Origin of the sequence: Baaleninema simplex PCC 7105 (assembly GCF_000332355.1) — a bacterium.
Classification (GTDB): Bacteria; Cyanobacteriota; Cyanobacteriia; order Cyanobacteriales; family Geitlerinemataceae; genus Baaleninema; species Baaleninema simplex.
On the sequence record NZ_KB235958.1, the window covers coordinates 3,788,224 to 3,798,503 of the forward strand.

General features: G+C 54.6%; 9 protein-coding genes and 1 pseudogene. 8 read left to right on the forward strand and 2 right to left on the reverse strand.

The window, feature by feature from the left end; genetic code table 11:
- Positions 1-273: pseudogene (locus GEI7105_RS37605) on the forward strand (IS701 family transposase); the annotation flags it as partial.
- Between the two features lie 297 nt (positions 274-570).
- On the opposite strand, the gene GEI7105_RS0119230 reads toward GEI7105_RS37605, so the two are convergent.
- The gene (locus tag GEI7105_RS0119230; protein ID WP_017662059.1) at positions 571-2,028 is read right to left on the reverse strand and encodes a cobyrinic acid a,c-diamide synthase CobB; all 1,458 of its coding nucleotides are present in this window, start codon (positions 2,026-2,028) and stop codon (positions 571-573) included.
- Here GEI7105_RS0119230 and GEI7105_RS39520 point away from each other — a divergent pair.
- Positions 1,940-2,173 carry a hypothetical protein gene (locus tag GEI7105_RS39520; protein ID WP_218959083.1) on the forward strand — a complete coding sequence of 78 codons (234 nt, stop codon included), beginning with the start codon at positions 1,940-1,942 and terminating at the stop codon, positions 2,171-2,173. The two genes, GEI7105_RS0119230 and GEI7105_RS39520, sit on opposite strands and share 89 nt — an antisense overlap.
- A gap of 35 nt (positions 2,174-2,208) precedes the next feature.
- On the opposite strand, the gene GEI7105_RS0119235 is transcribed toward GEI7105_RS39520, so the two are convergent.
- On the reverse strand, positions 2,209-3,426 hold the full coding sequence (locus GEI7105_RS0119235; protein WP_017662060.1) for an RNA-guided endonuclease InsQ/TnpB family protein: 1,218 nt from the start codon (positions 3,424-3,426) through the stop codon (positions 2,209-2,211).
- A gap of 225 nt (positions 3,427-3,651) precedes the next feature.
- On the opposite strand from GEI7105_RS0119235, the gene GEI7105_RS0119240 reads away from it, so the two are divergent.
- From GEI7105_RS0119240 to vapC, 6 genes are read left to right on the forward strand one after another with little or no spacing between them, the layout of a single operon-like run.
- Positions 3,652-4,611 (forward strand): sirohydrochlorin chelatase, encoded by a 960-nt coding sequence (locus GEI7105_RS0119240; RefSeq protein WP_017662061.1) that lies wholly within the window; start codon positions 3,652-3,654, stop codon positions 4,609-4,611.
- A 2-nt stretch (positions 4,612-4,613) separates the two neighbouring features.
- Positions 4,614-6,719 (forward strand): bifunctional cobalt-precorrin-7 (C(5))-methyltransferase/cobalt-precorrin-6B (C(15))-methyltransferase, encoded by a 2,106-nt coding sequence (locus tag GEI7105_RS40035; protein ID WP_017662062.1) that lies wholly within the window; start codon positions 4,614-4,616, stop codon positions 6,717-6,719.
- Positions 6,703-8,601 (forward strand): precorrin-3B C(17)-methyltransferase, encoded by a 1,899-nt coding sequence (gene cobJ, locus GEI7105_RS31430; RefSeq protein ID WP_017662063.1) that lies wholly within the window; start codon positions 6,703-6,705, stop codon positions 8,599-8,601. The genes GEI7105_RS40035 and cobJ overlap by 17 nt, the downstream gene beginning before the upstream one ends.
- A 48-nt stretch (positions 8,602-8,649) precedes the next feature.
- Positions 8,650-9,450 carry a precorrin-4 C(11)-methyltransferase gene (cobM, locus tag GEI7105_RS0119260; RefSeq protein ID WP_017662064.1) on the forward strand — a complete coding sequence of 267 codons (801 nt, stop codon included), beginning with the start codon at positions 8,650-8,652 and terminating at the stop codon, positions 9,448-9,450.
- Positions 9,451-9,503: 53 nt separating this feature from the next.
- Positions 9,504-9,716 (forward strand): type II toxin-antitoxin system VapB family antitoxin, encoded by a 213-nt coding sequence (locus GEI7105_RS0119265; protein WP_017662065.1) that lies wholly within the window; start codon positions 9,504-9,506, stop codon positions 9,714-9,716.
- Positions 9,703-10,101 carry a type II toxin-antitoxin system VapC family toxin gene (gene vapC, locus GEI7105_RS0119270; protein WP_017662066.1) on the forward strand — a complete coding sequence of 133 codons (399 nt, stop codon included), beginning with the start codon at positions 9,703-9,705 and terminating at the stop codon, positions 10,099-10,101. The genes GEI7105_RS0119265 and vapC overlap by 14 nt, the downstream gene beginning before the upstream one ends.
- The last annotated feature ends 179 nt before the right edge of the window (positions 10,102-10,280 follow it).

A 10,280-nucleotide genomic window follows, 5' to 3' on the forward strand; every position in this document is an offset into this window, starting at 1 on the left:
AAAGGATGGTTGGGTTGGAGGGAATGCCAGGCGAGAGGTTTGAAGAGTTTACAGCGGCATTTAATTTTGGTATTTTGTGCCTACACTTTTATCCTTTGGCATAAGTTGACGGGCGGTTTACGAAGGAAGTGGGCGAACCAACCTTTGGAAACTTTTGTAGATGCTTTAGAGGCTTTTCGGACAGCCATGTCTTTTCGTTTTGTGGCATGGCTGAACGAGAATCGAGACCTGTTTGCCGCTCACAAAGCGCGTTTTGGCTTGGTTTGGGCTTGAAATTTGTTTAAGTACCGTTATAAGCAGGCTAACCAAGACAGAAATTTCATGTTCTCTGACAACGTCGCTTAAAGGACGTTGCTGTTTTTGAAAACTGTTCGGAAGTTCGCTTACCGTAACAGCTATAGCCGGGTGCGTCTCACTTTGGCGATCGCAACCCCACCCATCCTCCCCGCGAGTTCGGGGAGGTGCCGGAGGACGTTCGGCGAGCTCAGTCGAGGCGCGGAGGGGTCATGCTACGAAATTGAGATGCACCCCGCAAACAGAACTTGACAAGCGGTAAATAACAATCGCAGCTTACAGCGATCGCTCTCGACAATAGCAGACGAACTGTTGGGGAAACGCCGGATTGCTGCCAAAGTGTAAGTGGACGTAGCTGGCGAGAACGTTACCGATGCGATATCCTTCCCACTCCAGGCGATCGCCCCAGCCTTGCAATCGGTAATCGAACTCTATGACCGAATCGGCGGAGTTGCGAGGGTTGAGGTCTAATAGATTACCCGCTGCATCGACGATATCGGAATAATGAAAGCGATGTCCGCGAATTTTGCCTTGTTTTGGGAAAAAGCCCGTCGAACCCATGACTTCAGCCTGGCGATAGCCCAATTTGACCCGTTTTCCCATCGTCGTCCAGAAGGGGAGAACGCCCACAAACGGATAAGGCGATCGCTCTGATTCCAGCAATCCCTGAGCGAGATACATTAACCCGCCACATTCAGCGTAAACCGGACGCCCCGACTGGCAAAATGCCGCGATCGCTCGACGCAAACTCTGATTTTCCGAGAGTTTCGCGGCGTAGAGTTCGGGATAACCGCCACCGATATAAAGTCCGTCTAAATCCTCGGGAAGAGAATCTTCTAGGGGCGAAAAGGGGATTAACTCTGCCCCCGATCGCTCGAGTAAGCTGAGATTGACGGCATAGTAAAAGCAAAACGCGCGATCGCGAGCGACGCCAATGCGGACGGGAGAGGAAGAGGAGATCTCGGTTTCAGCGACTTGGGATTTCGACCTTTCCCCGATTTCAGATAAATTGAGAGAATCGGAATTGAGATGGGGCGATCGCGCAGATTTGGCAACGTGCAGTAAAGCTTCGAGATCGAGGTTCTCTTCGACAAGCTGAGCCAGCGATTTCATGTAATCCCCGTTTGCTAAATCGTCCTCGGCGGCTCGCCACAGCCCTAAATGACGTTCGGGAATGCTGACGCCTTCCGTGCGTGGAAGTCCCCCGAGGATGGGAATTTTCACCGTTTGAGATACCGCCGATCGAATGCGATCGAGGTGAGAAGAACTCCCAATCTGGTTACAGATGACCCCCGCCAGGTTCAACGCCGGATCGAAACCCGCATATCCAGAAATTAAAGCCGCCGCACTGCGTCCGAGAGCTTTGGCGTTAATCACCAAGATGACAGCCGCTCCCAGCCACTTCGCCATCTCAGCGGTACTTCCGGCTTCAGACTCAGCCCCGAATCCGTCAAACAGTCCCATAACGCCTTCGACGATCGCCAAATCTGCCCCCTGACAGGCTTCCTCGAAAATCTCTCGATTCTGCGATCGACTCAACATCCATCCATCGAGATTGTGACAGACGCGCCCTGTGGCGTTCTGATGGTGTCCGGGGTCGATAAAATCCGGCCCGACCTTAAACGGCTGTACCTGCATTCCTCGAGTGGAAAAAGCACGCATTAGCGCGATCGCGACGGAGGTTTTGCCCACGCCGCTGTGGGTTCCCCCCACCACCAGGGTTGGAATCGGCATTTCGTACAAAAGCTTAAAAAACGATAGTTCGGCGACTGCTGAAGATGTTACGGGAACCGGCGATCGCTCGGCAAATCATGGGGCGTTAGCAGCGTGCGATCGACAAACCTTTATGTTTTCCAGGCTATCCCCGATGCTAACTTGACACTCCCACGAATTCTATTCGTGGGATTCTTGGGTCTAAGGGGAGCCTACGCTTAACCCCTCGCCAAGCATCTTGACCGTCTGCCCGACGGTTGCAAGTCCACGCTGCACGACCACCTGCGCGGCGGCTATATCTCTATCTGTGGTATAGCCGCACTCAGGACACTGATGAACGCGAACTGAAAGCTCTTTTTTTCCTGTATTCGTACCACAACTGGGACAAATTTGGCTGGTTCCCTTCGCGTCCACTTCCGCGTAGAAGACGCCGCGCTTCCAGCACACCCACTTCAGGATCCTCAAAAACTCACCGTGAGCTGCATCGAGAGTATGCTTTGAGAACATTCCTCTCGCCCAGGCTTTGAAGTTGAGCTTCTCAGCAAACACCATCCCTACACCGTCGCAGAGATGGTGAGCCAGTTTGTAGAAGAAATCCTGACGACAGTTGCGGATGTATTCGTGAAGTTTGGCAACCTTATAGTGAGCCTTGCGCCAGTTATTTGACCCTTTAACCTTTTGAGACACTCTCTGTTGCAGCAATTTCAGCTTGCTCTGGAGGTCTACAAAGAATCGGGGTCTTGGCACTAACTCACCAGCAGAGGTGGCCAGATAGTTGCTCAATCCTACGTCAATTCCTAACGCTTCCCCGTGGGGTGTGATGTCGGGAACTTCAATATCGCACTGAAGGGTTAGCATCACGTACCACCCGGAAGCTCGCTTGACCACAGTGGCTCGTTTGACGACGAAGCCTTCGGGAATCGCTCGTGAGAGCCGCATTTTCACCCATCCCACTCCAGGGAGCTTGACTCGGTTTCCCCGAACGGGGTCTTTTCCCAACTGTGGGAACAACAGGGAGCGCAATCTCCCCGGTTTCTTGAATCTGGGGAATCCGTGTCCTCTCTCCCACATTGAGACAAAGGCTTTTTCTAAACGTCGCAATCCCCCCGTAGCCCCCCTTCCCAAGGGGGGTTGGGGGGATATCTGAGAGTGAGCCAAAGCTAACTCGGGATAGACTTTTCGAGCTTGGGTTAAGGCTTTGCATTGACTCGAAAAACTGGGTCGGGGCGCGTCGGGGGGAATAATGTACTCACCTCGAAGAGAGCATCGATCGATGGGACAGGCTCTCGACTTGTACCAGTCTTTGCGCTCTGCTAAAGCATAGTTCCAAACCCGACGAGAGGTTTCTAGCCACTCGTCATAGGTCTGTTGCTGCTGCTTGGTTAGATCGAGCTTGTACTGGTAAGTGAGGTTGAGCATCACTGTGACCGAATGCTCGAATGATTGTAGTCTAAAATTGGACTTTCTTTTTTTTATCACCGCCGCAGGACGCAGATTCCTGTAACGGCGGCGACTTGGTCTCGGAGCTGAAAAGCTCCGACGCGTTCGTCCCACGCTTAAAAGACGTGGGCTTTGCTCCCTTTTCTGTAACCACTGTACTCTATCTCTGCGTTGCACAAAGGTTAGGATACTGAGAGACTGAATATGAATCAAGCTAATCCTCTGTTGCTGTTGGGTCACGGTACGCGCGATGCGGATGGTCGTCAGGCATTTCTCGATTTTGCCGAGCGGTTTCAAGCCTACGATGCGAGCCGTCCCGTGGTTCCCTGTTTTCTGGAATTGACCGATCCGCTGGTGCAAGACGGGATCGATCGCTGCGTCGAAATGGGTTATCACGAACTCACGGTCTTACCCGTCTTGCTGTTTGCTGCCCGTCACAGTAAATTTGACGTGACCAACGAACTCGATCGCGCCGTCCAACGCCATCCTGAGTTGACGCTACACTACGGCCGTCATTTTGGGGTGTCTCTGCGTTGGTTGGAACTCTGGAAACAGCGTCTCGAACAAGCCGATCGCGAAAGTTGCGTTCCTCGAGACAAAACGGTACTGTTGTTTGTAGGTCGCGGCGCCTCCGATCCCGACGCCAACGGGGACGTTTACAAACTGGCTCGGATGTTGTGGGAAGGTAGCGGCTATCTGGATTTAGAAGTTTGCTTTACTGGCATTACCCATCCCCGTCTCGAACGCGGTTTCGAGCGAGCGATGGCTTGGAAACCCGATCGCATTATCGTGATTCCTCATTTGCTGTTTGATGGAGTTCTCGCCAAACGCATTCAAACCGTCGCCGAGACGCAACAAGCCGATCGCCCTGACGTTGAAATTCAGAGCCTATCAGTGATTGGTGCCGATCCCGTGTTGTTTGAGCTGATTCGCGATCGCGAGCGAGAAGCCCAAACCGGACAGGTGGCGATGAACTGCTATACCTGCAAGTTCCGTCAAGCTGTCAGCAGCAACGGCCACGGCCACCATCACCACCATCACCACGACCATCACCACCATCACCATCACGAGTCAACAGAGAACGGACAAGCGTTATATCATGGCATTCCAGACCTCTACCCCGAGGCTGAAGACTATCACCAACGCGCTTGGCAAACTCCTTAACTGTGCTTCGATCGCATCCTCCCCACCTCCTCCACGTTATCGGCCTCGGTGCAGACGGCATCGCGGGTCTGAGTCCGCCAGTGCGAGCTTGTTTGGAGCAAGCTGAAATCATTGGCGGAAGTGCGTCTCACCTGGAAGCGGTGGCAGACTATCCGGCTCGGAAACTGCCCCTGGGAAGCGACATCGGGGCGTGGCTCGATCGCGTCGCGGAACTCTTAAACACGCAATCGGTGGCAGTTTTGACCAGTGGCGACCCGCTGTTTTACGGTTTAGGGCGTTTGCTGACCGAACGGTTCGATCGCCGATGTTTGCGGTTTTATCCACAGGTGAGTTCCGTCCAACTGGCGTTCAGTCGCTTGGGTATCCCTTGGCAGTCGGCTACCATCGTCAGCGTACACGGTCGCGATCCCCTGCGTCTTGAAGAAGCCTTGAAACAAGGGCGATCGCCCCTAGCCGTTCTGACGGACTTCACCCATACACCGGGGGAAATCGCCCGTCTGATTCGAGATTTGCGCCTTCCCGTTCAGTATCAAATGTGGGTGTGCAGTCATCTCGGCGGCGAACGGGAGCAAATTCAGTCCGTTTCTGTAGAAGCGGCGGTGGAACGGACGTTTCCGTCTCCCAACGTCGTTGTTTTGGAAGCCGAACCGTCCGAACCAATTTCGCCTCAGCCCTTGTTCGGTATCGCCGACGCCGATTTTCATACGTTTGGCGATCGACCGGGGTTGATGACGAAACAGGAAGTTCGCGCCCTGTCTTTGTCTCAGCTTCGATTAGTTCCCGGTATCACCGTCTGGGATGTGGGGTCGGGTACGGGGTCGATGGCGATCGAAATTGCTCGTCTCGTCCCCGATGCAGATATCTATGCGGTGGAGAAAACCGAGGCGGGATCGAGCCTGATTCGGCAAAACTGCGATCGCTTCGGCTGTTCTCGGGTGTATCCCGTCGCTGGCGTCGCACCGGAGGCTTTAACGTCGTTACCCGACCCCGATCGCGTGGTTCTCGGCGGCGGCGGAAAAGATATTCCCGCGATTCTCAAAACCTGCTGTCAGCGATTGCGATCTGGGGGAATTTTAGTGGCTCATTTTGCCACCCTGGAAACCTGTATGCTGGCAAAACAGCAGTTACGAGAGTTGGGTTGGACAGTCCGACTGTTGCAGGTTAATTTGGCGCGATCGACCACTTTAGCAACCACCGAAACCACTCGATTCGTCCCCTTAAACCCGGTGATTCTCTTACAAGCGTCGCGAACCGCCGATTTAGAAGGGGAGAGGGGGAGAGGGGGAGAGAGGGAGAGGGGGAGCAAGGGAGCAGGGGAGCAAGGGAGCAGGGGAGACAAGGAAGAAACTGTTCCCCGTTCCTCGTTCCCCGTTCCCCGTTCCCCACTCCCTGCTTACGGTCGTCTTTGGGGCGTTGGCGTCGGCCCTGGAAATGGAGAATGGCTGACCCTCAAAGGATTGAAAATTCTCCAGACCGTCGATGTTGTGGCTTGTCCCCAGAACCGCCAAGGCGAACCGGGTATGGCGTACAATATCGTCCGTTCCCATCTGCTCCCAGAACAGCCCCTCGTTCCCCTACATCTGCCCTTCGTGCGCGATGCAGTGCAACTTCAACAAGCCTGGAAAGCTGCCGGAGAAACCCTAGTGTCTCATTTAGCGCGAGGGCAAGATGTCGCTTTCATTACCGAAGGCGATGCCAGTTTCTACAGTACCTTTAGTTACGTCGCCCAAGCGGTTCGCGAACTCGCGCCTGGCGTGGAAATTACCACGGTTCCGGGGGTCTGTTCTCCCCTCGCCGCCGCTGCTGCGCTCGAAATGCCCCTGTCTCTGGCGGCGGAGAAAATCGCCGTTCTCCCCGCACTTTACGATGTCAGCGAACTCAAACAGACCCTTGAGTGGGCGGAAGTGGTCGTGTTGATGAAAGTGGCGTCCGTCTTCGCGGAGGTTTGGCAACAACTGGCGGCGGCGGAATTGCTGGAACAGTCGAGTTTGGTGGAATGGGTGGGGTCGAGCCAGGAAAAAATCTATCCCAATTTGGTCTCCCTCGAGAACTACAAACCGCCTTATTTTTCAATCTTAATCGTGCGTCGCCGTGACTATTGTTTCTAACTTTTCTGACCCCCAACCTCCCTTATCCAAGGGGGGCTACGGGGGGATTGTCTTCATTGCACCCACCCCAGTCGGCTATCGCTTGGGGTTACAGCTTTGGGACGGACTTCCGTTTCAGGAACTCTGGACGCGGGAAAGTACCCTGGATTCGATCGCTCCACCAGGCGATCGCCCTGTCAAAACTTACCGCGATTCTCTGGCTCCCGTGGTGGCTGAATGCTGGACGCGAGCCACGCAACTGATATTTGTGCTTCCCGTGGGGGCGGTGGTTCGCTTAATTGCGCCGCTGCTACAGCAGAAAGCGACCGATCCGGGGGTGGTGGCGATCGCTGAAACGGGACAATTTGTCGTCAGCGTCAGCGGCGGACATCTGGGAGGAGCCGACGCGCTAACCCGGCGATGTGCGGCGGTTTTGGGAGCCGAGCCGGTCGTCACCTCTGCTTCAGAAGGGCAACAGTTACCCGCGTTAGATTTGTTGGGTCGTCCCTACGGCTGGCAGCGAGGACGAGGGGATTGGACTAAAATTGCGGCGTTCATTACACAGCAAAAACCTATTTCTGTCAAGCAAGCCTGCGGCGAGTCCCTGTGGCAACAAATGTTACCCGAAGGACATCCGTTTCGCTTCGATGTCGAGGATGACTCGTTACCCCAACTCTGGATTTCCGATCGCCTTCCTCCCGAGGAGAACGAAGAAAAAACCGGGCGATCGCGGGTGTGCTGGCATCCCCGGACGCTCTGGCTGGGTTTGGGCTGCGAGCGGGGGACGGCAGCGGAGTTTATCGAAGCCAGTATTCGTCAGGTTTTGCGCGATCGCGGATTGGCTTGGGAGTCCGTCGCGGGGATCGCCTCGATCGCTCTCAAACAGGACGAAGTGGCATTTCAAACCCTGGGCGATCGCTACCACTGGCCGCGACGCTTCTTCAACGCCGACGAACTCAGTCAACCGTCCGTCCCCAACCCCTCAGAAGTCGTCGAGCAAGCCGTGGGAACCCCATCTGTCGCAGAAGCGGCGGCGTTACTCTCCGCCCAGAGTCAAGAGTTGCTGGTGACGAAACAGGTGTTTAAAGGCGATGGGGGCGCTTGTACGATCGCCGTAGCTCGCGCGTCTCGAGAATACAATCCCCGTCGCGGCCATCTCTACCTCATCGGGTCTGGCCCCGGTTCCCTCAACCAACTCACCGCCGCCGCTCGTTCGGCACTCCTCGACTGCGATGTCGTCCTCGGCTACGGTTTGTATTTAGACTTGCTGCGTCCGCTGTTTCACCCCAATCAAATCGTCGAAGCCAGCCAAATTACCCAGGAGGTACAACGGGCCGAACGGGCTGTGGCCTTGGCTCAACAAGGGTTAACCGTGGGTATGGTGTCCTCGGGGGACTGCGGGATTTACGGTATGGCGGGGTTGGTGTTGGAATGTCTGGCTCAAAACCACTGGGACGGGCGATCGCCCAGCGTAGAAGTAATGCCTGGAATTACCGCCCTGCAAGCGGTGGCGGCTCGGGTTGGTGCGCCTTTAATGCACGATTTCTGTGCCATTTCCCTCTCTAATTTGATGACCCCTTGGGAAGTTATCGAGAAGCGGTTGGAGGCGGCGGCGAGGGCGGATTTCGTCGTGGCGTTGTACAATCCGCGATCGCGCACTCGAACGGAGGGTATTGAAATCGCCTTGGAGATTTTTCGTCGTTGGCGATCGTCCCAAACTCCCGTTGCGATCGCCCGTTCCCTCTACCGTCCGGGGGAATCGGTGCAATGTCTGACCCTGGAAGAAGTCGATGTGACGCAAATCGATATGCTGACAGTCCTGTTAATCGGAAATTCCAGCACCTTCTTACATCGAGGACATATCATCACCCCGAGAGGGTATAGCGTCGGCGCTTCGTCGTAAATCACCGCAAGTTTGAGAGCCGTTCCCCGTTCCCTATTTTTTGCCATCGTGAATCCATCAATCCCCACCCCAACCACCGAGCGATTCCCCGTCCAAATCATTGGAGCGGGCCCCGGCGACCCCGATTTAATTACCGTCCGGGGTCAAAACCTGCTGGCGCAAGCCGATACAGTCTTCTACACCGGGTCTCTGGTTCCGACTCAGATGCTACAACACTGTCGCCCCACCGCAGACTGTATCGATACCCGTTCCCATACCTTGGAAACCTGGTTGCCCATGTTACGGGAGCGAGTGGAACGGGGTCAGCGGGTTGTCCGCCTGCAAGATGGCGATCCTTGTTTGTATGGGGCGCTGCACGAGTTGACGGCGTTTTTGTTGAAACATGAGATGGCCTTTGAAATCGTGCCGGGGGTCAGTGCGTTTCAACTGGCGGCGGCGCGTTTGCAAGTGGAGTTAACTGTCCCGAAACTCGTTCAAAGCATCATTCTCACGCGGGTACAGGGTCGCACGGACGTTCCAGGCGACGAGGATTTGGCGAGTTTGGCGGCGCACCGTGCTTCCCTCTGTCTCTATCTCAGCGCTCGCCACGCCCCAGACGCGCAGGATAAGCTCTTGGCGCATTATCCGCCGGACACGCCAGTTGCGTTATGTTATCGGTTGGGCTGGCCGGACGAACAGATTCATTTGAGGCGGTTGGATGGGATGGCTGCCACGACTCGAGAAACGGGATTCGATCGCACGGTACTTTATGTGATTAGTCCGGCGTTGGAGGCTCGAGCCGAGGCGCGATCGCAGCTTTACAGTCCCAGTCACAGTCACCTTTTTCGCCCCTCTTCACCGAAAAGCTAAGGTCTAAACTGGAGTTGTTCGGATTCCAAACTCTACTGTTCTGTCGTGGAACCATGAAAATTACAGTAAACCTCGACGAAGTCCTTCTCGACGAAGCCTGTCAACTCACGAATCTGAGCGATCGAGAAGAACTGATAAACTTCGCTCTGCAAGAACTGGTGAAATCGCGACGTAAGAAAAACCTTCTCGACCTCGCCGGACAGATTCAGTTGACTCCAGACTTTGACTATAAGGCGCTTCGTGAGATTCATCGTGCTGCTAATTGACACATCTGTTTGGATTAGCCTGTTTCGAGATCGCAGCGGCCGAGTTCGCCAACAGCTTGAAAGCTTCATCGCGGGTCGTGATGTGTTCCTGACCCGCTTCACTCAGCTTGAATTGCTTCAAGGCAGCTCGGACGAGCGAGAATGGGCGATTCTCTCTACCTATCTTGAAGGACAAGATTACGTTGAACTCACCTCTTCTTCCTGGCAAGCGGCTGCACGGATTTATTACGATCTCCGCCGTCAAGGATTAACTGTTCGCAGCCCCATCGATTGCTGTATTGCTCAAGCTGCACTGGAGAATAATTTACTTTTGGTTCACAACGATCGCGATTTTGAAACGATTGCGCGAGTCCAATCTCTCCAAAACCTTCGTTTTCAGCCGTAAATTCTGCGATCGCCTTCTAACCCACATTCCGCACTTCAACTTGTAGTACGCCAAGTAGCACGAGAAGGGGATGAAATTAGTCGGGAGTTGGTTAGGGATTAAGACCGAGAAAAAAGAAAAATTCGGGTAAAAATGACATCTTAGAGAAAAATCGGTTGAGGAATGGGCAGGTTAAACTG